Genomic DNA, 23,611 nt, shown 5'->3' with positions numbered 1-23,611 from the left:
GCCGAGACCGTCACACGGCTCTATGAACAAACAGCGAGCCTCATCGGTGTCGATTCGAATATCGTCCAGCAGTCGATCGAGCAATTGTTCGTATAGACCGGAGTACGCCAATTCACCTCCTCGACGTAGGCCGATCAGTCGGGTTGTTCCGATTCGCGATAGGCCACGTCGAGATCAAGGTCGTCGTACATGCGATCGAGCATCGCCAGCGCCGACTGGAACTGCGCGTAGTGTTCGCACATGTAGGCGACGGTCTCGTCGCGCGGGACGACTGGGTAGCCGTCGACGTGGTCGATTTCGAGCGTTGGTCGCGGATCAAGGATGATCTGAAGCGGGTCATCGAGTCCGTCCCGCGGCTGTCGCTCGAACGCCGTGGGTAGTCCGAACCGCTCGAAAAAGCCCTGCCACGCCTCGACATCCTGCTCTTGGACGGCGAGAAACAGCGGATAGTCATCCGGGTCGCGACCGACCTGGTAGCCACCCTGCGTCCAGACGTAAACCGCATCGATTCGGGCGAACGCAAACGGCCAGTCGCCGAACTGCGGGAGGACATACGCCTCCTCAATGGACGGCGGACTCACTCCAGCACTCGTGGCTAGAAAAGTTAGAGCTGCCTCGCGAACGCGATCGTCGGTGGCGAATAGGCCATCGTCGTAGGTGAGATACCCGGCTTCCTCGAGCGGGTTCACCGCCTGCCGAACCGTCTCGTAAGGGGTGTGGAGATGCTGGGCGACCTGTCGGATCGAATCTCCGGACTCGATTGCGAGCAGCACGCGAGCCGCGGTCTCATCGAACAATTCGTACATCTAATAGGTACCAGTACTTCGGCAACAGTCAAAATAGCTACTACAACATCGATATACAGATAGCGAGGAAAGGTGTGAGCTTCCCTCACGGGGCGTTGCTTTCGGACTCAAATACATCGCCACTGTCTGCGACCTCAATCTCGAAGTGGTCGTGGACGACTGGACGAAGTGCTTGCAGAATGATCTCGGCTTCCAGCGGGCCGATATCCAGATCACGGGCCATCAGCCGATGTGTCACTCTGGATCGTTCCCGATCGACAGCATAGATGAGCGCCGTCGCAAGCCCAGCGAGTTCGTGACGATCGATGTATGTATCGATGTCGCCGTCTGCACTGCGTCTGCCGACAGCGTCGATCAACGCCGGCGTCACTGTGTAGGTCCGATCGCCCTGATCCGCGGACAACGAGAGCTCGATACTGATCGCTCGGTACTTCTGTGGCTCGTCGTCAGTGAGCGTCTCAACTGTGCCCATCTCTTCGAGCCGAGACAATAACGTCTGAGTGGTCTCCCGAGAGAAGTCGAGCCCGTTCATGACCTCGCGAACAGTCGCAGGCTCTTCACGATAGAGGTACGCGTACAGACCCGCCAGCTGTGGATCCTCAAGGAGAGTCGCAACTGAGAGGAGGTCCCTGACTGCTGCTCCATTCACATGGCGTGTATCGTCAGGCATGATTCAACCACCAGTCGTTCAGTTTTCCAGCATCGCACCTATTCGGCCTGCGTCTTCAGCGTTCTCGCTTCCGGACAGATCGTGCATCGCAAGTCTCTCCTCAACTATGTCATCGAACAGCATATGTGCCCCTACGGTGCTGCAGCCGCTGTATCTCCAGCGTCGGGATCGAACGGGAGGTTGATGACGAGTTCGTCGAACCAGACGACTGGGCGCTTGCTCTGACCATCTTCTTCGAAGAAGATGATCCCCAGTTGGGCAAGCCGACTGAGTTCCTCGTGGACGTTCTTTACGTCTCGGTCAACAACCCGGGCAGCCTCGTTGATGCTCGATGGTTCGTCCCGACGAATGGCCTCGATGAGCTCAAGGACACGCGGCGTCAGCGTCTCCATGAGGTCGTCGTAGCTGGTGAACGAGAGCGTCGGCGTAGCGTCCACCGTATCGCCCTGTTCGAGCGACGTGATCCCATCAGTAACATCGCCGCGGAACTCGTCGGACGATTTGACTGTCACGACGAGCGTCGACGCAGCCCGAAGCTGTTCGCGTTCGATCGGATGCAGCGGTGGGGTGGAATCGTTCATGGGTATCACCGTGGTGATGGCCTCACTTGACCTCGAGTTCGGGTTTCGGGATTTCGCTCCAGAACCGTTCCCAGAGTTCGACCATGCCAGGGAACTCGATGATCTCTGGTTTGGGATCAGGGGCGACGTGCAGTTCGTGCCCTTTCGTGTCCTCGTGCGAGTTATCATACCGACGAATCGTCCCATCATCAAGCGTGCGGGGCGGGTCCGGCTCCGTCGCACCGTAGTGGAGCTTGTACGCCCACCCAGACGGGTACGCGTCGCGTTCAGTCCGCATGCAGAACACGCGGACTACAGTCCCGTCAGGGTACTTCTGTCCCTCGCTTACGCCATCGAGGTCGTCATCGGTCAGCGAGCCCATCCTCAGCTATTGGTTCGAAGGCCAATGCCATAACACTATTGGTCGCTATACCAATAGCACTCATCACAGGGGTTCTCTGAAATTTGTGCAGCGGTTCTTCAGGACTACTTACGTCGAGATTCTTGAACCGTTCGGAGGATGACTGGGACCCCCCGCCTGCGAAGTGTAAATCAGGCGTTTTCTGGCACAAGAAGGAGTCTTCTGCCACTCTGATAGCCACTGATCAAAGTACTCCACCGCTAGGTGTAACCGGAGCGAGCATGAAGTGGCTCGTGAGAATCACAACAATAGGCCGTCGCTATCGCTATGACATTTATACCGATTGGGACCTAACACGGGCGTATGGCAACCGATAGCGTCTCCGACCGAGTGCGGGAACTCGCCCAGCACCTCGGTATTGATGAATCCGAGGTGATTCAACAGGCCGTCGAGACGGGCGTCGAGACGCTCTACCGCGATATGATTATCAGTCGACACCTCTATGGCGACCTCACACGCGAGGAGGCGGTCGACGAACTCGGCGCAGATGTTGTCGACCAAGTCGACTCCGCTCGCGACGCGATCGAAGAGGACGTGGAGTGGGGACTCTACGCTTGAGCAGACTCGTTGTCACCAATACAGGGCCGGTAAACTCCCCCACCCTACTTCGCTCACCCACAAGGGGGTCGCTCATTGAGGGTGGGGCTTTGATGTGGACTCCCGGCAATCAACTATCGGCGGTTGACCGATAGCCGTTGCCGTTCAACATCCCACCATTCACACGCACGTCTACTGGTGCGTCTGCGCCCCCCGACGTGGGCGAGGAACGCAGTCTGTGCTGTCGCTTCCGCATATACCGTAGCCCGACGTTTTTTGCCCCGTTGTAGTCCGCGTTTACCTCGTACCCACACTTCAGACATTGGAACTGCTCGCCGTCGCGGTTGTCTTTGTGGGTGAACCCACAGTCGGTACTTCCCAACCAGCGTAATCAGCTGAATTGAATCGCCGAATTAACCACAGGAAAGTGTCTGGATCTGGATGTGTTCAAGATCCCCGATCCAGACAGGTTCCTTTCGGCGTCGGATGTCAAAGACGTAGCGGAAGAGATCATTACCGCTCTTCCCTTGCCGGGTGTCGAGGGGAGCCCCCTCGACCCCGGCGACATCTGGATCGTCGTCATCATGGCCTGTGCCAATCAAAACTCGATTTGGGATACCTGCAACGACACCAACGGAACACCGTGTGACGACACCGTTCTGACGTGGTTGCATACGCTCAACCGTCAGCATCTTGAGTTCGTCGCCAACCTTCTGCTTGGACGCCTCGCTATGACGATTCTCGACCCTGACCGGTCGAGAATCGTCTCCATCGACTTCATCGACAACCCCTATCACGGCGAGCACTACGACGATGACGGCGAACTCTGTTCGATGGCTCCCAAAGACGGGACAACGACCTGCCACCGTTACTGTACGGCGTACGTCGTCTCGAACGGCAAGCCAGTGACATTGGCGATGACTTACGTCCGAAACGACGAAGACGAGGCCGACGCGGTCGAGCGCGTGCTCGCCCGCGTCGAGAACTATCCCTTCGATATCGAACTCCTCCTTGCCGATAGCGGCTTCTACAACGAGCGCGTCATCCGCCGCGCTCGTGATATCGCCGCAACGATCGTTCACGTCCCAAAGAAGGGCAAGCGTATGAAGGACAAACTCGACACCCACAAGTCGTACATGACGACCTATCGCATGTACAAGGACAGCGAGCGGGAACTTCGCTTCCCGCTCGCGGTCGCTGTCTCCTACCAGAACGGTGATCGAGGCAAGCACGGAGAGGTTGTTCGTGGTTACGTGGCTTGCGGCGTCACTGACCGGTCACCGAAGAAGGTTGAACGCCTCTACAGGAAGCGTTCAGGCATTGAAACGACCTATCGCTTACTGCGACAAGCACGAGGGATCACGACGACACGTGATCCCGTCGTGCGATTTACGATCATGTTAGTCGCAGCACTGCTGGAGAACCTGTGGTTAGTGCTGCGATGGGCGGTCGTCGCCCGCCCACGGCGGGGCGGGCGCGACCTGCCCGAGGAGTTCACGTTCAAGACGTTCCGTGACTGGATTCGTCATGAGCTGGAAGAGGAGTTACGACGCTAGTGGAAAATCAAAGCGAACGGGGTTGGTATACGGGAGTCACAGGCAACGGCCGCGGGCTGACCCCGGTCAGCCCACGGCCTGATCGGTGGGCGGTGAGCGACAGCTTTCGTTAGATACCGTCGAACTCCGGTTAATACCGTCTGTCCAGATAAGTGGGTTGGGGCTGTCTCGATCTACACTGCAGTAGCAGCTGAGACTGGCCGTCTAATCATACAGAAACTGACTGTTTCGTGGCGTTCAGGCCGCAATCTCTCAACCCGTTCAGGAAGTACTGAAGAACGCTTCCTGAACTCAACGCCAGAAGAACTGCCTATTCCAGCCGAAAGACAACATCGTATAGAACTCAACAGCCTCAACGACTCAGTTCAAGAATTTAAGAACGACTACCCGCTCGACTTCCTGTTAGACGACGACGTAGACCTCAATAAGCGGGTAGAGAATCTCTCTAAGATCTTTGACCAGGCTCACTCACACGCGGAGAAACAGCAGTTAATGTGGGTACGCAATCAGCCAATTGAACCGGAATACATCGCATCTGTAGAAGAGAAGATAAACGAAAATTTTGACAACTCAGCTATATTAAGACAGGGACTCAAAGAAACCGGGTTGCTTCAGCAGAAGCGGTTCCCACCGGATATAGACGGAATCAGATTAGCCAAACTCTACCCTAAGAAACGACTATTTGTACAGCAGGAAGGAGTAGCTGCACGGCCTACAGGCAACTTCCGTGGCGTCTTCGATAGGTACAACGAATACGTTCTGAGGGGCCTGAACTTAGAAGAATACAACGTGGACAGTATCGATGAGCTGCTCGATGAAATAGAAGATCAAGCCAATAAGCGGGATCCTTCACTAATTCTTCTAAACCTTGGTCAACATCGAATGAAGTTTTTAGACGACGAAAGGTTCACACACGGTGCAGATCTCCCCAACGCCCACCACTCATTACTGGACATACCTATCCTCACTGAACCAACGGATACCTACACCGCACTCCTATTATTAGAGAATGAAAGCCGAGGTGTAGAGTTCGTAAACAAGGATGGCAAAGCACTGGAAGTGGAAGCCACTCCTGGTGAAAAAGTAGGTGTAAAGGATATGCCGAATAAACCCTTAGAGTCAATTCCATTCCCCGAAGCACCTCACGACTACGTACAGATTGATATCCGGATTCGAGGATTCATACAAAGCGAGGAGCTTGACGGCGTACTTCTCCATTTAAACTCTGAGGACTCGGATTAGTCCTTACCAGTATTCTTTTCCAGAAGCTGGCTTCAGTCTTCAACACCGGTAAAATCTCACCGCTTGAGGGCTAATGAGCGTAGAACCGAGAAAACGAACCTGAAAACACTGTACACTGCTCCGCCTACGGCAAGGATCGACACTGCTACGAGAGCAGCCAGCCAACCATACTCAGTACCTCACAAAGCTCGCAAGTTGAAGGAGTCCGCTTGCTGAGTTGTGTCCAAGCAAGCAAAGCAAGCGGACAGTGAAATCCACGAAGACCAACTTCTTAACTTCCTCGTCAACCGGCTTGACGAGGAAGTTTCTCTCACCCTGGCGAATAACGCTGAAATCGATCCCGAGGACATCTACGAGGTCCTCGTCGGCGCGACCGCCGACGGGACCTCGATCTCCACGCTGTGCAACTCCAGTGAAGACTCGCCATCGGCGAACACGATCCTCTACCACCTGCGGACGAAGTTCGAGCCGGAACGGCTCGAACGAGTCGCTAACACACTCCTTCGGCAGGATGTCGTCGAACTGCTCCCCGAGCAGGTGGAGGTCTGCGCAGACCTCCACCTGCGGCCCTACTACGGTGACGAAGCCGACACAGACGGCCTCTACCACTCGGAAGCGAAGCGGGGAACCACCGCGTTCCACGCGTACGCGACACTCTACGCGCGTGTGAAGAACAAACGCTACACGCTGGCGGTGCGCCGTCTCGAAGACGGCGACACCGCCAGCAGCGTCCTCGCTGAGTTCCTCGGTGTGCTTGACGGCCTTGACACCGAGGTCAAGGCCGTCTACCTCGATCGCGGATTCTACGACAGCAAGTGTCTCACGCTGCTTCAGGCGCATAACTACGCCTACGTGGTCCCGATCATCCGGTGGGGTGAGGCGATTCAGCAGGAACTCTCGGAAGGCTGGAGCCGCGTCATTCAACACGACCTGACAGGGAAACTCGACGGTCATAGCTGGACCGTCGAGTTTCCCGTCTACATCGACTGTACGTACCTGAATGGACGGTATGACGAGAACGGCGTGGCGCGTCACGGCTACGCCGCTGACGCGCCGTTCATCGAGACTCCACGCGACGCTCGATACCACTACTCGAAACGCTTCGGTATCGAGTCGAGCTATCGCTTGTCCGAGCAAGCGATAGCGACGACAACGACACGAGACGCAACGGTGAGACTGATGTACGTCGTGGTGAGTCTGCTGTTGCAGAACGTCTGGCGGTATCTCCACTACGAATACGTGGCGACGCCCCGCCGAGGTGGGCGTCGCCTCTGGTGGTGGCCGTACAAGGAGTTCGTGAATATGGTTCGCCGGGCCGCGTGGACGGCCCTCGCGGTGCGTCGGGCCGTCCCCGCAAACCGGCCACCTGACGACCGGTTTCATCGGTAGTCACTTACCAGGATCGCCGCCTTGTGAGTGGCTACGCTGTCGCGTCGGCGGCTGACCGCCGCCGACAGCGACAGCTCCGTCTCCGAGTAGTGTTGTTCAACCGCTATCGACGACTCATCACGACAGAACAGGTGACTTAGGTCAGGCTAACTGGTGATGCTTTGTGAGGTACTGAGGTTCGCAACCATGTTTCAGCTGTCTCTGGGTCAACGTGACTAAAACAGTTTGAAAAAGAGGATGTCCGTCGTTTTACTTCTCGAAAAACACGTTCGACAGTATTCCGATTTCCATGGAGTTCGTATCTGAAATCGAGGCCGTGTCGTTGCAGGGCTGTTTTGAGCCAGTCCGCATCATCGACAAGAAACACGGCGTCGTCGACATCGTGTTTCTCACGAAGTTCTCCGAGAAAGATTTCCGTCAAAGCAGTTGTGTACGTGGCAAAAAGCCGTATATGGAGAAATTTGTTTGTGGCAGGATCGATAGCGGCGTACAGCCAGTATTGCTGATCATTGATGCGAATCACGCTCTCGTCAAGCGCGACCTGATTCGGAGCTTCATCGCCGTCTGGCTGTAAATCAGCCTTCTGTACCCAATCGTGGATGGCCTTTCGAGACCGTTTGACACCCAACTTACCAAGAACAGAGATTGTATTCGAAAGTGATAGTCCAGCCACGTGCATCTGAATACCGAGCTTCATCGCTCGCTCGGGTGTCCGCTCGCGCTCCACAAAGTCCAAATCTATCCAGTCGCTACTACCGCTGAGGCGGACGATTTCTGGCATAGAGCACCAAGAAATTCGCCCGCCTCACTTTTCACGCTTAACTAAACACCGTCCAGAGCCAAGATATCAACCCACAGGTACCCAGCCTCACCGAACATAGATTGAACTGCTGGAGTCCACTTGGAAGTATCTTAGCGCTGGGCCTCTTTGGAGCATTCTACGCATTCGCTCAAGCCTTCGACGATACCCTCCTGTTGATACCCAGTATCCAATTGTTCCCAATACTACTCCTGTACTCCATACCAATGATAGCAATTATCTCATTGCTATTGAAAAAGAAGACCATAGTTCCCTACGGGGGGTTCGTCAACTATATACCCAACAGTATCTCGGTCGCCCTCGGAATGATAACAACCGGAGTCGTGATTCACTTCCCGATCTTCTCACCCATTATGCCAGGGTACTTCATCGGCCTTGGATCGCTCTACTACGGAAGTGGCCTTGACATGAATGGGATAATAATCAGCCTCGGTAGTGTCGCTTGGTTGGGTTTGTTTATTCCAAGTGTCGACGCGATAGAGACAGGATGGAACCGAGTCCATCAAGACTGGGAAGAGAACATCCCCATCAGGATGATTGCAGCAGGAGCCATCAGCGGTGCGCTTGCGGTCATACTATGGACCCTATTGCCGATCACCCCACTACCAACCAACCTCATTGGAACCTTCGAATATTTCGTCGTCAGGTTAGGTCTCTATCTCTATATCTACGGAATAATAACCGAACCTAATGAAGTCCCGCATTGGGGCTTTTATTAGACAGTTAGACTCTGTAAGGCTCAGTGCGACGCGGAAGGTATCAAGACACAAGCATGTTCCGACCGAAAGCGAACAGGTCGGGTTTGGTCTCTGGGGATAGCCAGATTTTGTGTTCCTCCGCCGGGTGAGAGGATGTCACAGAAGCACTTGCAGGATGAGTCGAGGGGAACCAGTACCGAGCTCTCGCCGCGTCGGAACCCTGTCGCCCCGATCACAGCGGCGGTTCGCGAGGAGGAACCGGTCGATACAGACCTTCCGGCTGTCGTTCTGAGTCTCGTCGCCAACCGGCTTCCGTGGTTGTCGACGCCGGACGTACTTGCGCTCAGAGCACAGCTCACCGTCGACGTCAACGAGGCGGTCCCACTGGTCGAACGGGTCGCGACCATTGTCGACGCGATTCTCGGTGAGGTACAACACTAAAAACGGGGGGTGTCGCATTGACCGGGTCCGCAGCGACACTCGGTGATTTCGGCCGCGGCTGGCGAGTGGGAGTTTCTCGCCGTCGGGAACGAGACAATCGGCTGGCACATCTCCGATACCGGGGCGACGGTCCTGCTCAAGCGTACCGACGCTGGCTGGACGCTGCAACGGGCGACCAAACCCGTCGGGACGCGGGAAACGCTTGAGGCGGGCCTTTCGGCGAACTCATACATGCAGGACCGGCCAGCGGGAGGTGCTCCGTGGCGCTGACCGAACGCGAGTCCTAGCTCCTTGTGGAGGCCCGTCGAATCGACGAGGGATTGCGTGAGGCCCGGTTCTGGCAGCAGATCGAGCCCCACATGATGGCGTTCTGGGACATCTTCGACGGGACTGTCTTGGCCCACTATCCCGAATGCCGATTCAAACTGGATGACCAGCTCACGCTGGGCGAATTTTCTGGGACTGCAGAGTGAGTGTCATGTCCGAAGACGACACGGAGCCGCTTCTGGAGCGGCTGCCCCCGGAGAAATTGCTTGCGTCGGACCACTTGCAGCTGATTCGCGCTGGCATCTTGTGTATGGACTCAATCGAGTCAATCCAAGCGTATCTTGCACACGAGAACGCGAATCGCGACCGCACCCAAGTTCAGGACGCGCTTCGGATGCGGGCCCGTGAGCTTCGAGACAGCGAGACCGACTCCGACGCCGATGCGAACCCCGTTTTGTGAGCCCCGAGCGGGCGCGGGGCGTCGTATCGACGCCCAGCGATGAACCCATGTCGACCGAGACACACGCAGACCATTCGACCGTGCAGCACGACGAGTACGGGACTGGGCCCGCGCCCGATGCCGTCATTACATTCGGGGACGATACCCACGAGGGATTCGTGGCCCTCGTCGAATCCCTCCTTACGAGGTCCGCGTTCATTCGGACCGAACGTGGCCCGATGGCCAGTGAACACGGCGAGACGGAACTCTTGTTGGACGGGGTGGACCCAAATGCCTGAGGATGAACCACGGCTGTTCATCGAGGTTCGGGGGGTCGGCCCGTCGGATTTTCCGGTCGCGGAAGCCGGCCACCCGACAGACGAAGCGGTTGCCCTCGCGAACGATATCCACGCCGTCCTGCGAGAGGAGTACGACAAACCAGACGTGACCGGCGTCGCATCTCACAGTAGGTTGGCCCAATCTCCCCGAGGAAGCTCCCGCCGACGGGCCAGCTGGACCGGGCCTCATCGAGACGGCGGTCGACCAAACGGACTGGGAGGGTGACGGGGAGCCACGGATCTATCTTGAATGGACAGCCGGTTACCGGGCGTGACGATCTCGGTGCACTCGAGCGTGAAATTAGCAAAGCTGACGAACAGTATTGGGTCGTCCCAGGCATCGTGCAGCGATACAAGGTGTCGCCGGGTCCGGCCAACATCAGTGAGGAACTGTACTGTGTCGATTGTGGGTCGGTTACCGGGTACGAATTTGTGGGGCGCGATGGGATTACGGGAAAACCACATCTTGGCCGCCCAACTTGGACGTGTCAGGCCTGTGATCTCCCGCGACACGAATCGTCGGATGGTAACACCGGTGCCGAGTCGCACACACAATTCGACTTGCCATTCGAGGGGCCACCTGCTTCCAGTCTTGTTGAACCAGAGACCGTAGCTTGAACGCGGAGTCTTCAGAACAGTGCCAAATCGTGTCTTTAGACTTAACCAACAATTCGTGTAGAATGATACCCCGTGTTGGTTAATTATATAGAATGAATCGACGACGTTGTGGAACTGGGTGGGAGCGCACAATTACACTCCCACGTCGGTCACTACTCTACAGTTGTTCTCGGTACGGCGATTCGCCTGTCGTGAGGACGCGAATCTCCTGTTTGTCGATGCGTGGCTCTTTGATTGTTTCGTCGCCGGAGAGGGTAGTGTTTAGTTAGTAGCACTGTGCCAGACGACAACGGCTCGTAACCATGTTTCAGCTGTTTCTGGTTCGGCGCTTCCGTACCCACCGAGAGCGAGCAGTAGCGGGGGCCGCGGTCACCGCCCGCCTGCACTTTTGCACGTCCCGCGACCGGTTCACGCCGTCTCGCCGACGCGCCACACGGAGACGCCATCGTCGGTGCCGGCGACAACACCGCTGGGGGTACCCGCGAGCCAGTCGGTGTCCGCGGACAGCGTGAACGCCGTCTCGCCCGTCTCGGGGGCGAACCCGTACAGGGTCTCGTCGGCGGCACCGAACCAGAAGACGCCGCCGTGATAGGCCAGCGTCTCCGGCGCGTAGCTGCTATCGTCCTCGACGGTCCGGTGCCAGAGCTGTCGGCCGCTCGTCACGTCGGCGGCCACCACGCCGTCCGTGGTCGGCGCAGCGACGATGGCCCCGGCGACGACCGGGCGGCCGAGGACGTCGCTACCGACGCTCCACTCGTAGTCCAGCGTCGCCGGGTCGATGCGCCGGAGCTTCCCGGTGGCGTCCGCGAGCAGGCCGCTCCGGTATGCCATGGGGTAGCTGCTGCGTATCGGTGCCCGGTACCGCACCGTCCCGTCGGTGGCGGCGAACCCGGCGAGGAAGTTCCCGAACCCGACGTGGACGGTGTCCCCGATGCGGACCGCGTCGTCGGGGAAAGTGCTGTTGTCGGCCGACTGCTGCCACCGCTCTTCCAGCGACCCCGGCTCCAGCGCGTGGACCCGGTTGACGTACCGCGGGTCGGCGTCCGGGCGCTCGCTGACGGTCGCACAGACGACCATCCCCTCGACGGTGGTGAGCGACGCCGGGTCGCCGGAGAGGCGCTGGGTGGCGCGCTCCTCGCCGGTGGCGCGGTCCAGCCGTGTCACGACTGTCTCACCGGTCTCGCCGGTCTCGCCGGACGGCGACCCGGCGACGTAGACGGCCGTCCCGGTCGTGGCGAGGTCCGTGTCGAGGGTGGGACTGGCCGTCTCCCAGCCGCGTTCCCCGTCGAATCCGTACAGCACGACCGACTCGTCGGTCCCGAAGACGTAGGAGCCGCCGTCGGCGAGGCCCACGTTCGAGTCGTCGTGGGACCTGACCTCGACCGGGGAGACGGCTGTCCCGGCGTGGGTGACCGTCGCGTCGGTCTCCGACGGCGTCGCTGTCGACGCGTCGGTCGCGGCCGACTCGTCGGTCCCGTCTGCGGCGTCGTCCGGCTCCTGCAACGAGAGGCAGCCGGCCGTGGCCGCGCCCGACAGCGCGGCGAGCAGGCGGCGGCGTTTCACGCTGTCTCCGTGACCTCGTAGGCCGCGAGTTGGTTCTCGAACAGGAGCCCGAGGCGTGCGCCGAAGGCGAACGGCCGCCGCGTCGTCGCCGGGAACGTCTGTTCGACGCGCCGCTCCCCCGTCTCGATGTCGAATCCGAACAGCTGGCGGTTGCGCTCCTCGCCGTCGGCCTCGGTGGGGACGACCCAGACGTAGTCGCCGACGACGGCGGGAGACGCCGCTATCGGCTGGTCCGTCGCGGTCGCCCACACCGTCTCGCCCGACGCGAGGTCGACGGCGTGGACCTGCCGGTACGACGCGAAGTACGCGCGGCCGTCGTGGAACGTCGGCGCGGCCGTGTAGACGATGCCCGTGTTCTGTCGGCGTTCGAGGAGGTGTCGCCAGACGACGGTCCCGTCGTCGGGCGCGATGCGGAGCAGTTCGACGCCGTTGGCGGCCAGCGGAACGTACAGCGCGCCGTCGTGGACGCGCATCGGTGCCGAGACGTAGCCGTCGACGGCCCATTCCACCGCGCCGGTGGCCGGGTCCCGGGACTCGACCCGCGAGCCGTCGCTGCCGCCGAAGCCGACGATAGCCCGGTCCCCGTGGGAAATCCCGTCGGTGTAGGAGCCACCGGCCGCGGAGACGCTCCAGACGCGCTCCAAGCCGTCGGCCGACAGACCGACGAGGACGTTTTCGGTGGCACCAGTGCCGGCGTTGTGGTCGGTGCCGACGACGACGTGGTCGCCGGCGACGGCCGGCCGCTCCCCGACGGGGCCGAACGACGACGACGCGGTCCGTTCGCCCGTCGCCCGGGACACGCGGTAGAGACCGTCCTGTAGGAAGTTCGCGTAGTACAGCGCGTCGCCGTCGGTCGCCCCGCGGAAGTGGAGGTTGTCCTGTCCGCTCTGCCACTGCTCGCTCCCGTCGGCCGTCGAGAAGGCGGCCAGCCCGTCGCCGGTTCCGGTGTACAGCGTCCCGTCCGCGACCAGCGGTCGGCCGGCCGGTTCGAAGAAGGTCCCCCAGACGCGGGAGAGCGACACCGGGGACGCGGGGGTGTCGGTGGCCGTCGCGGTCGGCGTGGCCGTGGGGTCGTCGGTCGCCGACTCGGTGGCGGAGCGGCCGTCGGTCGTCGTCCCGGCCGCGTCTGTGGCCGGCCGCAGACAGCCGGTGACCCCGGCGGTTCCGAGCGCCGCGAGGACTGTGCGCCGTCGGTAGTGAGACGTGCCATCTGACATGTGGATTGGGGCCGTACTGACGGGTTCGGCCCGCCAGCAGGCGTGTGAGTATCGGAGACAGACGAGTCACGGTCATAAAACAACGGGACACCGCGGCGTCGACGGGTGCACAGCCAGCCGTCGGCTGCGAACTGGGGGTCGAGAATCGGGCACGCCACCTCAGCGCTCGTAGACCTCGTCGACCGCAGTGGCGAATTCGTCCGCGTTCTGTGACCCTATGAGGACGGACCGCTCGTCGGGCCGCCGGACCCAGACGCCCTGATTCCCGCTGACGCTGTAGGCGATTTTGCCCGCCCGCCAGCGAATTCCCCACCCGCCAAACTCGCGAAGCGGACTGTACGTTACCGGTTCGTACTCCGCTATCTCCGACCAAGCGATGCGACGGAACGACCGGTGGATCGGCCACATTTTGAGGTAGATTCCGGCGGCCCTGACCTCCGTTTCGAGCCGAAGGCTGTAGAGGAACACGGCGACAGCGCCGACGACGAGGAGTCCCGGCCACGAGACTGGCCCGAACGCGAGCATGAACAGGGCGACTCCGCCGAGAAGGGCCCAGAGCCACCGCTGACGGAACTGCTGCACTTCACGGTAGACCGGGGTCGGAGTCACGATTTGCGCTTCGTATCTGGCGCTTCTCGATAATATGGCTATCGACCGGGTATCGAAAACGACACGCTCGGACGACTGAGGCGACGGGACGGAGCACGGGTCATGGCCCGACGACCGGACGGTTCTCGACCGCGGCGGTGGTCGCGGGTGGCGTCGGTCGGGTCTATCCAGAAACTTCGTCATCTGCTCTCGCTGAGCGACATCTTCGTGTACAAATCGATTACGGAACGCGAAGGCGACCTCGAAGACGGCGCACTGATCGCCAGACAAGCCGACCTCGACTAACTATGGTCTTGTTTAGACGGTCGAGAAACGACGATTTAGTGACTCTGAAATAGTGTCATGCTACTAGTAGCTCACGGGCACAGCACTGTCTAGTTGAGGGATTGAGAAGTGAGCAGGCCGTAGCGAGAGGTACTCATGACACTCGCAGACCTGCTCAGAAAAACGTTAGAGGAGGACAGCCAAGACGTTTGGGAGAACGAGCGCACCCCGACACCCGTCCGGCGGTTTGGGGTGCGTCTCCACTCGGCGGGGCTGTCGATCAGGGAGACGGTCGCTATCTTAGATTTGCTGGGTGTCGACTGTTCTCACGGCGCGGTTTGGAACTGGGTTCATACACTGTCTGAGGCACAGAGCGACCCGCCGACGGCGGAGCCGTCGCGGGTCGCGGTCGACGAGAAACAAATCGGGTTGATGGCGAAAAGAAGTGGCTATACGCTGCTGTAGACACTGAATCAAAGCTGTTTCTGGAAGTTGATGTGTTCAGCCGCCGCGGGACTGACCCCGCGGCGTTCACGAGAACGCAGTTCTCGTGCAGCCAATCAGAAATCTTTGATTTCTGAGGACGGCGTTCCTGCATCGACTCACTCGGAAACACGATGTCGCCGATTCAGTGTTTCTCGTTGATGCTGGCGGCTATTTGACTGCCCTCTCACGCCACGATTTGAGTGGTCGGCTCGACTATCGAATCCGGAACCACATCGAAAAGTAATTCCAGACTGTCACTATGCGAATCGACCGCTTTCACTCCTTCTGGAGGGGCAGTCAATCCAGCGCGAAACAGTGGCTACGACGCTTCAGACACCACTACAACCACGAATGCCCCAATCAAGCGCTCGACGGCAAAACACCAGCTGAGGTCATTCAGAACTAGACAGTGCCTTGATCGTCGTATTATATTTGATCCGACAACCTACTTGCTTCAATTTTCTCGAACCCACATCAACCAACATTTAGAACAATCTCCCAACACGTTGGCTAAATAGGAGACCACGTCGATAACGAATGGCCAGTCAGGGTAAGAATGAATCAGGACCGCGTTAAACGTAGGCTTCGGACTCCTCTCCAAGTTCGAGGGAATAGCCCGTCCCTGCGACGAATATCGCTGTATCGGGAACCACACTTTCTGAACTCATGAATTCTCTGCGATAGCTACCGGGGGCGATGCCCGGGATACCCTTCGAGTTCTGTAGCAGAACGTCTGTATCAGCCCCCAGCATCTTGTTCGGCGGGACCGACAATCAACGGCTTTGTAATGGCCAGCGAACTACTGCCCGGAGTTCGCTAGGATAGATCTTACAGTAGGAGCTCGGCGGAGTCGTCTACGAACCTCTGTTCTCATCTCTCCATCGGACTGTGGGACTATCTAGGTCGGCGTACTGTCGTAGCTCGGATTCTGTGAGTTCCATTTGTCCGACATCGCCGGGAGCAAGGTGATACGTCTCCTCCCCATCCGTTGCGAGCGTCGTGATTACCCCGAGCGCGTGCCGTCCGGAGGGATACGCTGTCGCGCGTACGGAGAACATCCCCGTCTCAGCTTCGCTGACCGAGTAGACCATCGGGAGCCCGCTATCTGACTGTGAGAGTGTGATTCCGCCGTTTCCGAGTACGAGATATTGATCGCCGAACAGCGAGTCGTCTTTGGCGACCTCCATTGCGTTTGCAAGCGTAAAGCCACGGTTCAGTAGATTGGCGAGTTGCTTACCCATTGTCAGTGCACCAGAGTTGAGCACGTTGTCGATGGTGACGATTCCACCTGCCGCACCAGCCTCAACGAGCCGAGTTCCCTGTCGGTGAGAACGGCAAGCGTTCAATATGAATGCTCGGACCCGCGTCTGGTCAACCGTCCCCACGTCGAGTGTTCCGTCAGTACACCGAATACCTTCGTCGGTCACGTGGCCGACGTAGTGAAGCAGGTCGATTTCCTCGGAGAGGAGGGTTCGTAGTTCGGCTTTCGTCAGGCTCTCGTGAATGTTGATACTGGTCGGCAAGACTGCTTCATCACGGTAGGTCTCCATAACAGTGCCTTCGGCTGCCATCCCAGAATCGTTCAGGACGACTGCGACCCGAAGCGAGGAATCCGTTTCTGCGGTCCTGATTCCGTTTCTGTATCCCTCAACGAGGGCTTTGCTTGCGTTGATCGGAACCCCGTCTCCGACCCATCGTCGAGTGATCACGTCTGAATCTGTCTCGGGTACCCGGATTTGAGTGCTCTGCTCTCCATTTGAAGAGGAATTACCCGCGGATTCGTCGCGGTCCGTTCCGGTGTCCCCCTCGTACTCACCTCGAAGGAACTCCCCCACGGGTTCGGTGGCGTACTGGCTTGACGGCACTTCGACCTCGGAGACTGAACGAGTCCGAATCGTCGACATGTCCGCCACCAAGAATGGGAGCGCTTCGACACTCTCCGGTTCGGGTGCCACCGTTGACTCGGCCTGCCAAGTCGGCATATACGGCTCGACATATTCGGTCGAGGCACTCAGAGTGGCCTCCAGTCGTTCGGACAGCGGACGGTCGTACAAGTTTTCGAGGTCGACATCAAGCTGGGGCTCGATGACGTTTCGCTCGGCGAGTTCTACGTCGTAGTAGCCCTCGGTTCGGATGAGACAGTCGAATACGAACGATTGTTTCAGTACGCGTGCGACTTCGGCCTCAAATTCCGCTCGCGTCTCACCGAGCGGGTGCACGAAGCCACTCTCCGTAAGGAGTCTGGGCGTCTCGCCCGGAACGATTCGGGCACCAAGATAGTATGCCAGCGGGGCCACCGTGAAAATGTACTTGTAGTCCTCGGGCACCTCAATCACGATGCCTGTCTCGATGGTTCCGATGTTCGGTGGGATTGAAAGCCGTTCGCCAAGCTCAATCATCGGTGGGTGGGCTCGAAGCGTCGGATACGACCGTTCGCTGCTCTTAGTCTTGAGGGCAGAGCCCAGACGCGAGAGCGCGATCATCATCTCACGTGGATCCGAACTCGTCGTAATCGTCCCAGAAGGTTGTTCGTGCCGAGATCGAACCCCTATTTTGACGACAACCTCGTCGGGCCACGACAGCTCGAATCCGGTCTGCTGTTCACCGGGCAGAACTTCGAACTCGCCCTCGAACCGAATATATGTCTTGAACGGCGCCGAAAACTCGAGACTGTATGCTCCGTCCGACAGCGACTCGGTTCCGTCCGAAACCGGCCGATACTCGGTTACGGTTGAGCCATCCTGAGTCCGGATGAAGACGGTTCCGGTATTCGGCAATTCAAGATAGTCCGTACGGAACCGGAAGCCGAAGTCGACGGGATATTCGAACTGATTCAAGTCCACCTTCTCCTGTTCGAATGCCTGCGAGGATTCCATGAGAAGCTGGCGCTCCATAACGCGGTCGTGAACCCGGATTCGGGCGTCACCTTCCGGAATGACCGCGAAGATATCTGATCGCCAAGTCTCGGGGCGTTGGACGGGATCGGTCGGGTCCGTCTCGTCAGTCAAATCAAAGGCATCCGACCGCCACATTGAGTACGTGGCGGTTCGTCTCGTCGGTGCAGGCGTCTCGGCGATCTTGTCCGAGAGCATTAGCCCACGGATTGCCCGGATGAGGTGCCGATTGACGGCCAAGTCTTCGGTTCCCAGTTGCTGGATGAGATCATGAATCCAATCGATCTCGGCCTCTGCATGACTCGTCGCTATCGCCGCGAGGGCTCTTGCCGCGTCGTGTCGAGGTTGCCCCTTTGTTTGACGCAGAAATTCGACGAGCGAAGGAACGTAATCGATGATCTCCTCACGCCCGTCTTCGGCGAGTGAGGCGGCGATCCGTGGGTATACCCAGTCCATCGTATTGTCACACGCCTATTCGAGCGTGGTTTCTCCCTCTGATTTCTGTTCGTCGACAGGCTTATCCTCGAACTCGGCGGGTCGTTTTCGGCCACTCTGTCGGTCAGTGAATGAATAACCGTCTCCGCCATCAGTAGCATCAGTTCCGGCGGCACCGAGCGTCTCGCCGTCACCCTCGCGGAAGGATGTCGACATGGTATCGAAAATCTTGGAGATATCTTCTTCCTCGAGGACGTCTGGATACTCGGAGACGACGACGGAAAGAGCGGCCAGAACCGACTCGGCGACGCTCTCGTTATCGTCATCGGCCAGCTCGATGAGCGCCGGAACCATCTCGACCAATGCTGCCGGGTGTTCAAACGCAAGTCCCTGCAGCTGTTCAGCTAGACCTTCACGCTCAGCAGCTGCGTCCGTACTGAACAGCTTCGGAACAATGGCTGCGACTCGTTCTTCAGCCTCGCTTGCCTCCCGGACATCTGCCTCGGGGACCTCGTCCACCGAGGCCCAGTGATCCGGCTCCACGTGACCAATCTGCTTCCGAAGGTCACGATGGGCCTGCGCGAGGTCGGCCGCCAGATCGCTGTTCTGGTTGAGTCGATAGAGGGTTGTATTTCCAACGCGGTCAGCGACCTCGATCAGCCCCAGATCCAGTAGGAGGTCGGCGTTCCGGCTGAATGTACTCTGTGAAATGTCTGCAAATTTCGCCACCTCTTCGGCCGTCAGCGAGGCCTGTGGATGGTTAAGAAACGACTCCAGAATCTTCACTCGGCCCGGGCTGCCCAGCAACTCGACGAACGCGCTTCGATCACCCGACGTTTCCCCACCATCTCGAGTGGTCATATAATCCTATTAGAACGGCTATGGTATAACTTTTGCGACGATGCATATTCGAGTTGCACTAGTGCATTTTCTGACCACCCTCGACTTCTCCTTCGCCGTGGGACGTGAAATTAAGTACCCGGCTGTCCTGCCCTACGGTGATGACTTCGCCCGCTCGTACGCTAGGAAGCAGGCGGGAACTCAAACGACGAGTGGTCGAGCAACTCATCGACCGTCGAATCGTTCGGCCTTGGCGAGCCGTTCCGCCGGCAACGGTCAAGAACTGGTTTCCGGAACACGAACAGGGAGTTGCGATAAGCGCTCTGATGGAACTCCTCGCTGAGGACACTCCAGTGACCTATGCCGTCCCGGCAAAGACGATCTGGCTAAACAGCCTGACCGAGGCACAGGAACACTTAGAAACACTCGAACAACAATATCCTCACTGGTTCGAATAAGAGGTATGGACCCTATACTCCCCCAGATTGGGCTGACGAGGGCTACAGCGACCCTCATTGCAGCAGCTGTTGGGTTCTTTGGCGGGCTACTCTCGTCGTTTGGCCTCTACTGGCTTCGAAGCCGACGACGTAAGCGATCACTTCGCCGGGCGCTCAAGGCCGAACTCGAAATTCCTGCAGACGTGATACAACGGGCGAGCAAGCAGGACCCTACTTCGTTCACCGGCCCCTTTCACGCTGATATCCCAACGACGATGTACGAATCACAAGCAGTCGATCTCGGCCGGTTATCCGAGACAGAAACGAAACGACTAATCACCTACTACAGCACCGCAAACGTCGCCAGAGAGCAACTTCGTGACCTCGACGACGACGTTGTAGCCGAACAGTTCTTCGATGAGACCGTCCCTATCCTGAAACGGGCCCGCAAGAAGGCGGTAGCAGCCCTCAACGAGAACCTTTAATCCATAGCGACGCTCGTTTCACTCCTCAAAGCCCGACGAGTAGCGGCTCCACTTCTGCGAGGGACGCTGGATAGCCGTACGGTCTTGGATGCGCTTCTGGGTCCCAGACGCGAATCCACAGATACGTCTGTTCTTTGAGTCGGCGCGTCTCTTCCTCAAAGAGTTCGCTTGCCCAACTGAGTTTCTTCCATTCCTTTCCGAATATTGTCTCCGAGAGCTCTCCTACGTGCCAATAACTCACCCCAACGAGCAAAACTCCGTGTCCCGCTCCGGTCTTTCGCAATCTCCTCGAAGTCAGCACTCAGTTCGTTCTTTTCCCATATATTTTATTTTTTCGATATATCGTGGGACAACATCTGTTGGGGAGAGATTCACAGAGTTACGTTGGAACAGGACATAGAGTAAAACGACGAACCCCCTATTTTTCGAACTGTTTCGGCCACGTCGAACCAGAGACGGCTGAAACATGGTTGCGAACCTTCGCCGTCTGGCACAGTGCTGCTAACTAAACACTACACGGCTATCTCGGCCGAGCGTCCGGACGGCGGCAGGCTACCGCCGGTGCCGGTCGACCGGTCCGTCCCGCTTCCGACGCGGGTGACGGCGGTACTCAGCGCTTGCTCACGGTGCCACAGCCCGGGCACTTGACCTTCGTCGAACTGCTGATGATGCCGCTGCTGCTCTTGACCAGCCCGTTTTTCTCCATGCAGTCGTCGTGCGCGTACGTGTCGCAGTGCAGCCCGTTCTCGGGCGTCACTTTACCGCCACAGAAGTTACCCGGTCCGGGGTCGGTACCGCCGAGCAGTCCCATAGTTCGAGTCAAAAACACTCACCTGTTAGTGGAAAAACTATTCCTCGCTACAATATCTCCCACGGTCCCCCGCCCGTCGACCGGTCTCCTGCTCCTGCGGGGGCCGCGTGTGCGCCACGAGGGATGAGAGCTTTGTACGCCCCGCGTCTGGGTGAGCGTATGCCCTTTACGCCGTTTCACCTCGGCCCCGGCCTGCTGGTCGGACTGGTCCTGTTGCGCTACGTCGACTTCCCGACGATGCTCGCCGGGAGCGTCGTCGTGGACGCGCGGGCCGCTCTCGTCTATCTCGGCCACTGGCCCGGCCCGCGACACGGGTGGATGCACACCGTACTGGGCGCGCTCGCGGTGGCGCTCCCGCTGGCGGCGGCGATGGTCGTCCTCCGGCCGCGCGTCGACGGCCTACTCCGGCGCGCCCGTCTCGTCCAGCCGGTCTCGACGGCCGCTATCGCCGCGGGAGCGGCGCTGGCGACGACGCTGCACGTCCTCGTCGACGCCGTCCACCATCCGACGATGACGACCTTCGCGCCCCTCGACGCGCGCCCGCTCTACGGGCTCCTCTCGACGACCGAGGCGCGACTGCTGACCGCCTTCTGCCTCGTTTTCGGCCTCCAACTGTACGCCGCCCACGTCCTCGGCGTCGTCCGTCTCTGTCCTGTCCCGTCGCCGACGGCCGCCGACTGACCGGCGGTGTCGGGTCCCCGAGACGGACCGGGCCGCCGGTCCGCGCGGTTCACTCGACCGTGACGCTCTTGGCGAGGTTGCGGGGCTTGTCGACCGGTCGGTCGAGCCGGCGGGCGGTGTGGTACGCGAACAGCTGGAGCTGAACGTTGGCGAGCAGCCCCGTGAGGTCGGGGTGAGTGTCGGGGACGACCAGCACTTCGTCGGCGATATCGGTGGCGCTGTGGTCCCGTGGCGCGACGGCGACCACGGGGGCGTTCCGGGCCTGCACTTCCTCGATGGTGGCCGCCATCCGCTCCTCGTGTCGCCCGTCGCAGACGGCGAAGACCGGGGTCCGTGGCGTGACCAGCGCCAGCGGTCCATGTTTCAGCTCCCCGGCCGCGAACCCCTCGGCGTGCTCGTAGGATATCTCCTTGAGCTTCAGCGCGCCCTCCTTGGCGACCGGGAACGCGTGCCCTCTGGCGACGAAGAAGTACGCCTCGGAGCCGGACAGGCGCTCGGTGAGCCGGTCGGCGCTGGTCGTCTCCAGCACGGTCTGGACGTGGTCGGGAAGCGAGCGGAGCGCGGTGCGTAGGTCCGCCGGCACGGGCCGGGCCGACCCGGCGATATCGGCCGCCAGCCGCTCGGCGAGCAGCGCGAGCGTCGTCAACTGCGAGGAGAACGTCTTCGTCGCGGCCACCCCGATTTCGGGACCGGCGCGGATGTAGAGGCGGTCGTCGCACTCCCGGGCCGCCGTCGAGGCCACGACGTTGGTCACCGCGAGCGTCCGCAGGCCGGCCTCGCCGGCGGCCCGCAGCGCCGCCAACGTGTCCGCCGTCTCGCCGCTCTGTGTCACCCCGACGACGAGCGTCCCGGCGTCGGTCCGCGGGGGCGAGACGGCGTACTCGCTGGCGAGTACCGTCCGCGCCGGCACGCCGCGCGATTCGAGCAGCCGGGCCGCGTACAGCGCCGCGTGGTAGGAGGTGCCACAGGCGACGAGACACACGTCGCCCACGTCGGCGAAGGAGGCGTCGCTCAGGTCGTCGAGTTCGACCCCGCCGTCGGCGACGCGCCCCTCCAGCGCCTGCCGCAGCGCCGCCGGCTGCTCGTGTATCTCCTTGAGCATGTAGTGGTCGTAGGGCTGTTTCTCCGCGTCTTCGGCGGTCCAGTCGACCCGCCGGGTGGTTCGCTCGACGGGTTCGCCGTCCGGCCCGGTGAGCCGGTAGCCGTCGCCGGTCACCGCCAGCACGTCGCCGTCCTCCGGGTAGACGACTTCGTCGGTGAACTCGAGGAACGCCGGCACGTCGCTCGCCAGATAGTAGCCGTCGGTCCCGACACCGAGCACCAGCGGCGACCCCTGCCGGGTCGCAAACACCGTCTCGGAGCCCTCCCGCACCATCGCCAGCGCGTAGCTCCCCGCCAGCCGGGAGACGACGTGTCGGAACGCCGCCTCGGGCTCTCGTTCCGCCAGCGCCGCCTCGAAGAGGTGCGGGATGACTTCGGTGTCGGTGTCGCTCTCGAACTCGTGGCCCGCCGCCCGTAACTCCTCGCGGAGCGCGGCGTAGTTCTCGATGATTCCGTTGTGGACGACCGCGACCCGCTCGTCGCAGCCGGTGTGGGGGTGTGCGTTGGCGTCCGAGGGCGGCCCGTGCGTACTCCAGCGGGTGTGGCCGACGGCCGCGGTGCCACCCCAGTTCCAGTCGCCGACCTCGTCGGTCAGGCGACTGACCTCGCCCTCACGCTTGACCACGTCGAGCGCGTCGCCGTCCGTGACCGCGAACCCCGCGGAGTCGTACCCGCGGTACTCCAGATGGCGCAGCCCGGTCAGGACGCGTTCGACGGGGTCGTTTCGACCCACGTACGCGGTGATACCGCACATCAGCGGCCACCTCGTTCGCTCTCGGCGCGCGACTGTCGTCGACAGCCGGTCGTGAGACACATGGGACCGGGGTTTCCGCGATACCGGTATTGTTATTCATTCGTTTGCCGCCTCCCTCCCCGCGTTCGCCGCGCCGTAAGGGACGGCTGTGGCGACTGCGGTGCCGTCGGCCTGCCGACGCCGTGTGCGCGTTCACGCGGAGTAAACTGTCCATAACGAAGCGCCATTACCG

General features: G+C 60.0%; 23 protein-coding genes and 3 pseudogenes. 13 read left to right on the top strand and 13 right to left on the bottom strand.

Annotated elements, in window-relative coordinates:
* Window positions 1-134: 134 nt before the first annotated feature.
* The 4 genes from ACV7JO_RS15520 to ACV7JO_RS15505 all read right to left on the bottom strand — a co-directional run bounded on the left by ACV7JO_RS15520 (window position 135) and on the right by ACV7JO_RS15505 (window position 2,418).
* Window positions 135-806 (bottom strand): helix-turn-helix domain-containing protein, encoded by a 672-nt coding sequence (locus tag ACV7JO_RS15520; protein WP_470356023.1) that lies wholly within the window; start codon window positions 804-806, stop codon window positions 135-137.
* 85 nt (window positions 807-891) lie between these two features.
* On the bottom strand, window positions 892-1,476 hold the full coding sequence (locus ACV7JO_RS15515) for a DUF7437 domain-containing protein (RefSeq protein ID WP_470356022.1): 585 nt from the start codon (window positions 1,474-1,476) through the stop codon (window positions 892-894).
* A gap of 131 nt (window positions 1,477-1,607) precedes the next feature.
* Entirely contained in the window at window positions 1,608-2,057 is a 450-nt protein-coding gene (locus tag ACV7JO_RS15510) for an HVO_A0114 family putative DNA-binding protein (RefSeq protein ID WP_470356021.1), read from the bottom strand.
* Between the two features lie 22 nt (window positions 2,058-2,079).
* Entirely contained in the window at window positions 2,080-2,418 is a 339-nt protein-coding gene (locus ACV7JO_RS15505; RefSeq protein ID WP_470356020.1) for a toxin-antitoxin system TumE family protein, read from the bottom strand.
* Window positions 2,419-2,760: 342 nt separating this feature from the next.
* Between ACV7JO_RS15505 and ACV7JO_RS15500 the strand changes: the two genes are divergently transcribed.
* The gene (locus ACV7JO_RS15500; protein WP_470356019.1) at window positions 2,761-3,015 is read left to right on the top strand and encodes a hypothetical protein; all 255 of its coding nucleotides are present in this window, start codon (window positions 2,761-2,763) and stop codon (window positions 3,013-3,015) included.
* A gap of 109 nt (window positions 3,016-3,124) precedes the next feature.
* Here ACV7JO_RS15500 and ACV7JO_RS15495 read toward each other — a convergent pair.
* Window positions 3,125-3,367 (bottom strand): annotated as a pseudogene (locus ACV7JO_RS15495) (zinc ribbon domain-containing protein); the annotation flags it as partial.
* A 70-nt stretch (window positions 3,368-3,437) separates the two neighbouring features.
* Here ACV7JO_RS15495 and ACV7JO_RS15490 point away from each other — a divergent pair.
* The 3 genes from ACV7JO_RS15490 to ACV7JO_RS15480 all read left to right on the top strand — a co-directional run bounded on the left by ACV7JO_RS15490 (window position 3,438) and on the right by ACV7JO_RS15480 (window position 7,181).
* The gene (locus ACV7JO_RS15490) at window positions 3,438-4,550 is read left to right on the top strand and encodes an ISH3 family transposase (protein ID WP_470356018.1); all 1,113 of its coding nucleotides are present in this window, start codon (window positions 3,438-3,440) and stop codon (window positions 4,548-4,550) included.
* A 492-nt stretch (window positions 4,551-5,042) separates the two neighbouring features.
* The gene (locus ACV7JO_RS15485; RefSeq protein ID WP_470356017.1) at window positions 5,043-5,792 is read left to right on the top strand and encodes a hypothetical protein; all 750 of its coding nucleotides are present in this window, start codon (window positions 5,043-5,045) and stop codon (window positions 5,790-5,792) included.
* Window positions 5,793-6,011: 219 nt separating this feature from the next.
* The gene (locus tag ACV7JO_RS15480; protein ID WP_470353182.1) at window positions 6,012-7,181 is read left to right on the top strand and encodes an ISH3 family transposase; all 1,170 of its coding nucleotides are present in this window, start codon (window positions 6,012-6,014) and stop codon (window positions 7,179-7,181) included.
* 136 nt (window positions 7,182-7,317) lie between these two features.
* Here ACV7JO_RS15480 and ACV7JO_RS15475 read toward each other — a convergent pair whose 3' ends face one another.
* Window positions 7,318-7,962: an IS6 family transposase gene (locus ACV7JO_RS15475; protein WP_470356016.1), complete on the bottom strand. Its 645-nt coding sequence runs from the start codon at window positions 7,960-7,962 to the stop codon at window positions 7,318-7,320.
* Between the two features lie 245 nt (window positions 7,963-8,207).
* Here ACV7JO_RS15475 and ACV7JO_RS15470 point away from each other — a divergent pair, with 245 nt between their 5' ends.
* The 3 genes from ACV7JO_RS15470 to ACV7JO_RS15460 all read left to right on the top strand — a co-directional run bounded on the left by ACV7JO_RS15470 (window position 8,208) and on the right by ACV7JO_RS15460 (window position 9,867).
* A complete protein-coding gene (locus ACV7JO_RS15470) occupies window positions 8,208-8,720 on the top strand; it encodes a hypothetical protein (protein WP_470356015.1) in 513 nt (170 codons plus the stop codon).
* Between the two features lie 132 nt (window positions 8,721-8,852).
* A complete protein-coding gene (locus ACV7JO_RS15465; protein WP_470356014.1) occupies window positions 8,853-9,140 on the top strand; it encodes a hypothetical protein in 288 nt (95 codons plus the stop codon).
* Window positions 9,141-9,618: 478 nt separating this feature from the next.
* A complete protein-coding gene (locus ACV7JO_RS15460) occupies window positions 9,619-9,867 on the top strand; it encodes a DUF8129 domain-containing protein (protein ID WP_470356013.1) in 249 nt (82 codons plus the stop codon).
* Between the two features lie 1,343 nt (window positions 9,868-11,210).
* On the opposite strand, the gene ACV7JO_RS15455 is transcribed toward ACV7JO_RS15460, so the two are convergent.
* From ACV7JO_RS15455 to ACV7JO_RS15445, 3 genes are all read right to left on the bottom strand, one after another.
* Window positions 11,211-12,365, bottom strand: coding sequence for an outer membrane protein assembly factor BamB family protein (locus tag ACV7JO_RS15455; protein WP_470356012.1), 1,155 nt, complete (start codon window positions 12,363-12,365; stop codon window positions 11,211-11,213).
* The gene (locus ACV7JO_RS15450) at window positions 12,362-13,582 is read right to left on the bottom strand and encodes an outer membrane protein assembly factor BamB family protein (protein ID WP_470356011.1); all 1,221 of its coding nucleotides are present in this window, start codon (window positions 13,580-13,582) and stop codon (window positions 12,362-12,364) included. The genes ACV7JO_RS15455 and ACV7JO_RS15450 overlap by 4 nt, the downstream gene beginning before the upstream one ends.
* Before the next feature lie 159 nt (window positions 13,583-13,741).
* The gene (locus ACV7JO_RS15445; protein ID WP_470356010.1) at window positions 13,742-14,107 is read right to left on the bottom strand and encodes a DUF6141 family protein; all 366 of its coding nucleotides are present in this window, start codon (window positions 14,105-14,107) and stop codon (window positions 13,742-13,744) included.
* Between the two features lie 186 nt (window positions 14,108-14,293).
* Between ACV7JO_RS15445 and ACV7JO_RS15440 the strand changes: the two genes are divergently transcribed.
* Both ACV7JO_RS15440 and ACV7JO_RS15435 read left to right on the top strand, forming a co-directional pair.
* Window positions 14,294-14,476: a hypothetical protein gene (locus ACV7JO_RS15440; protein ID WP_470356009.1), complete on the top strand. Its 183-nt coding sequence runs from the start codon at window positions 14,294-14,296 to the stop codon at window positions 14,474-14,476.
* Between the two features lie 135 nt (window positions 14,477-14,611).
* Window positions 14,612-15,347, top strand: a pseudogene (locus tag ACV7JO_RS15435) (IS6 family transposase).
* A 448-nt stretch (window positions 15,348-15,795) separates the two neighbouring features.
* Here ACV7JO_RS15435 and ACV7JO_RS15430 read toward each other — a convergent pair.
* Both ACV7JO_RS15430 and ACV7JO_RS15425 read right to left on the bottom strand, forming a co-directional pair.
* Complete coding sequence (locus tag ACV7JO_RS15430) at window positions 15,796-18,291, bottom strand: hypothetical protein (protein ID WP_470356008.1); 2,496 nt, start codon at window positions 18,289-18,291, stop codon at window positions 15,796-15,798.
* 15 nt (window positions 18,292-18,306) lie between these two features.
* Window positions 18,307-19,131, bottom strand: a complete 825-nt coding sequence (locus ACV7JO_RS15425) for a winged helix-turn-helix domain-containing protein (protein WP_470356007.1) — start codon at window positions 19,129-19,131, stop codon at window positions 18,307-18,309.
* Between the two features lie 191 nt (window positions 19,132-19,322).
* Here ACV7JO_RS15425 and ACV7JO_RS15420 point away from each other — a divergent pair, with 191 nt between their 5' ends.
* The 3 genes and pseudogenes from ACV7JO_RS15420 to ACV7JO_RS15410 all read left to right on the top strand — a co-directional run.
* Complete coding sequence (locus tag ACV7JO_RS15420) at window positions 19,323-19,568, top strand: hypothetical protein (protein ID WP_470356006.1); 246 nt, start codon at window positions 19,323-19,325, stop codon at window positions 19,566-19,568.
* Window positions 19,569-19,573: 5 nt separating this feature from the next.
* The gene (locus ACV7JO_RS15415; protein WP_470356005.1) at window positions 19,574-20,032 is read left to right on the top strand and encodes a hypothetical protein; all 459 of its coding nucleotides are present in this window, start codon (window positions 19,574-19,576) and stop codon (window positions 20,030-20,032) included.
* Window positions 20,033-20,433: 401 nt separating this feature from the next.
* Window positions 20,434-20,541 (top strand): annotated as a pseudogene (locus tag ACV7JO_RS15410) (IS6 family transposase); the annotation flags it as partial.
* A gap of 101 nt (window positions 20,542-20,642) precedes the next feature.
* On the opposite strand, the gene ACV7JO_RS15405 reads toward ACV7JO_RS15410, so the two are convergent.
* The gene (locus tag ACV7JO_RS15405) at window positions 20,643-20,843 is read right to left on the bottom strand and encodes a hypothetical protein (protein ID WP_470356004.1); all 201 of its coding nucleotides are present in this window, start codon (window positions 20,841-20,843) and stop codon (window positions 20,643-20,645) included.
* Window positions 20,844-21,002: 159 nt separating this feature from the next.
* Between ACV7JO_RS15405 and ACV7JO_RS15400 the strand changes: the two genes are divergently transcribed.
* On the top strand, window positions 21,003-21,524 hold the full coding sequence (locus tag ACV7JO_RS15400) for a hypothetical protein (RefSeq protein WP_470356003.1): 522 nt from the start codon (window positions 21,003-21,005) through the stop codon (window positions 21,522-21,524).
* A gap of 49 nt (window positions 21,525-21,573) precedes the next feature.
* Here ACV7JO_RS15400 and glmS read toward each other — a convergent pair whose 3' ends face one another.
* Window positions 21,574-23,379 (bottom strand): glutamine--fructose-6-phosphate transaminase (isomerizing), encoded by a 1,806-nt coding sequence (glmS, locus tag ACV7JO_RS15395; protein WP_470356002.1) that lies wholly within the window; start codon window positions 23,377-23,379, stop codon window positions 21,574-21,576.
* Between the last annotated feature and the right edge of the window lie 232 nt (window positions 23,380-23,611).

Source organism: Haloarcula sp. MBLA0138, assembly GCF_055632455.1.
The sequence above is the reverse complement of the archived record's forward strand: the minus strand, read 5'-3'. Positions and strand labels throughout refer to the sequence as shown.

Coding starts and splice junctions, on each gene's coding strand:
- ACV7JO_RS15500 (WP_470356019.1), top strand. CDS start 2,761: ATGGCAACCGATAGCGTCTCCGACCGAGTGCGGGAACTCGCCCAGCAC.
- ACV7JO_RS15425 (WP_470356007.1), bottom strand. CDS start 19,131: ATGACCACTCGAGATGGTGGGGAAACGTCGGGTGATCGAAGCGCGTTC.
- ACV7JO_RS15510 (WP_470356021.1), bottom strand. CDS start 2,057: ATGAACGATTCCACCCCACCGCTGCATCCGATCGAACGCGAACAGCTT.
- ACV7JO_RS15445 (WP_470356010.1), bottom strand. CDS start 14,107: ATGCTCGCGTTCGGGCCAGTCTCGTGGCCGGGACTCCTCGTCGTCGGC.
- ACV7JO_RS15440 (WP_470356009.1), top strand. CDS start 14,294: ATGGCCCGACGACCGGACGGTTCTCGACCGCGGCGGTGGTCGCGGGTG.
- ACV7JO_RS15450 (WP_470356011.1), bottom strand. CDS start 13,582: ATGTCAGATGGCACGTCTCACTACCGACGGCGCACAGTCCTCGCGGCG.
- ACV7JO_RS15415 (WP_470356005.1), top strand. CDS start 19,574: ATGGACCCTATACTCCCCCAGATTGGGCTGACGAGGGCTACAGCGACC.
- ACV7JO_RS15520 (WP_470356023.1), bottom strand. CDS start 806: ATGTACGAATTGTTCGATGAGACCGCGGCTCGCGTGCTGCTCGCAATC.
- ACV7JO_RS15405 (WP_470356004.1), bottom strand. CDS start 20,843: ATGGGACTGCTCGGCGGTACCGACCCCGGACCGGGTAACTTCTGTGGC.
- ACV7JO_RS15515 (WP_470356022.1), bottom strand. CDS start 1,476: ATGCCTGACGATACACGCCATGTGAATGGAGCAGCAGTCAGGGACCTC.
- ACV7JO_RS15430 (WP_470356008.1), bottom strand. CDS start 18,291: ATGGACTGGGTATACCCACGGATCGCCGCCTCACTCGCCGAAGACGGG.
- glmS (WP_470356002.1), bottom strand. CDS start 23,379: ATGTGCGGTATCACCGCGTACGTGGGTCGAAACGACCCCGTCGAACGC.
- ACV7JO_RS15505 (WP_470356020.1), bottom strand. CDS start 2,418: ATGGGCTCGCTGACCGATGACGACCTCGATGGCGTAAGCGAGGGACAG.
- ACV7JO_RS15475 (WP_470356016.1), bottom strand. CDS start 7,962: ATGCCAGAAATCGTCCGCCTCAGCGGTAGTAGCGACTGGATAGATTTG.
- ACV7JO_RS15485 (WP_470356017.1), top strand. CDS start 5,043: ATGTGGGTACGCAATCAGCCAATTGAACCGGAATACATCGCATCTGTA.
- ACV7JO_RS15460 (WP_470356013.1), top strand. CDS start 9,619: ATGTCCGAAGACGACACGGAGCCGCTTCTGGAGCGGCTGCCCCCGGAG.
- ACV7JO_RS15400 (WP_470356003.1), top strand. CDS start 21,003: ATGCCCTTTACGCCGTTTCACCTCGGCCCCGGCCTGCTGGTCGGACTG.
- ACV7JO_RS15465 (WP_470356014.1), top strand. CDS start 8,853: ATGTCACAGAAGCACTTGCAGGATGAGTCGAGGGGAACCAGTACCGAG.
- ACV7JO_RS15470 (WP_470356015.1), top strand. CDS start 8,208: ATGATAGCAATTATCTCATTGCTATTGAAAAAGAAGACCATAGTTCCC.